Raw genomic sequence first — 826 nt, 5'->3', positions numbered from 1 at the left:
GTGATAAAGGTGACACTGGTGCTACTGGCTCTACTGGAGCTAAAGGTGACCAAGGTGATAAGGGTGAAAAAGGAGATACTGGAGCGAAAGGCGACAAAGGCGAAACTGGTGCTACTGGTGCTCAAGGACCTACAGGAGCTAACGGAGCTAAAGGGGACAAAGGTGACAAAGGAGATACCGGGGCTACTGGTGCGACAGGAGCACAAGGACCAATAGGTATAAGTATAACTGGAGCAAAAGGCGACAAGGGTGATACCGGAGCTACTGGTACAACCGGAGCCAAAGGTGACACAGGAGCAACTGGAACTACCGGAGCCAAGGGAGACCAAGGAGATAAGGGAGACACTGGTGCTACTGGAGATAAAGGTGACACTGGAGCCAAAGGAGATACCGGAGCCAAGGGTGACCAAGGTGATAAGGGTGACAAAGGTGATACTGGAGCGAAAGGTGACAAAGGTGATACCGGTGCTACTGGTGCACAAGGACCAATAGGTCTGAGTGTTACTGGTGCTCAAGGACCTACGGGAGCTAACGGAGCTAAAGGAGACAAAGGTGACAAGGGAGATACCGGGGCAACCGGAGCAACAGGTGCCACTGGTGCACAAGGACCAATAGGCATAAGTATTACTGGAGCCAAAGGCGACAAGGGTGATACCGGTGCCACAGGAGCTACTGGCTCTACTGGAGCTAAGGGTGACCAAGGTGATAAGGGTGAAAAAGGAGATACTGGTGCTCAGGGTATACAAGGTGTAACTGGAGCCACTGGCGACAAAGGTGAAACTGGTGCTCAGGGTCCAATAGGACTTACTGGAGCAACTGGTGCTGA

The 826-nt window shown here is 52.3% G+C and carries 1 pseudogene; it reads left to right on the top strand.

The features are described 5' to 3' along the window. A pseudogene (locus tag MWU84_RS24005) lies at nt 1-826 on the top strand (hypothetical protein); the annotation flags it as partial.

This window comes from Arenibacter sp. F20364 (assembly GCF_023015905.1).
Lineage (GTDB): Bacteria > Bacteroidota > Bacteroidia > Flavobacteriales > Flavobacteriaceae > Arenibacter.
Note: the sequence above shows the minus strand (reverse complement) of the source record. Positions and strands in the feature narration are given on the sequence as shown.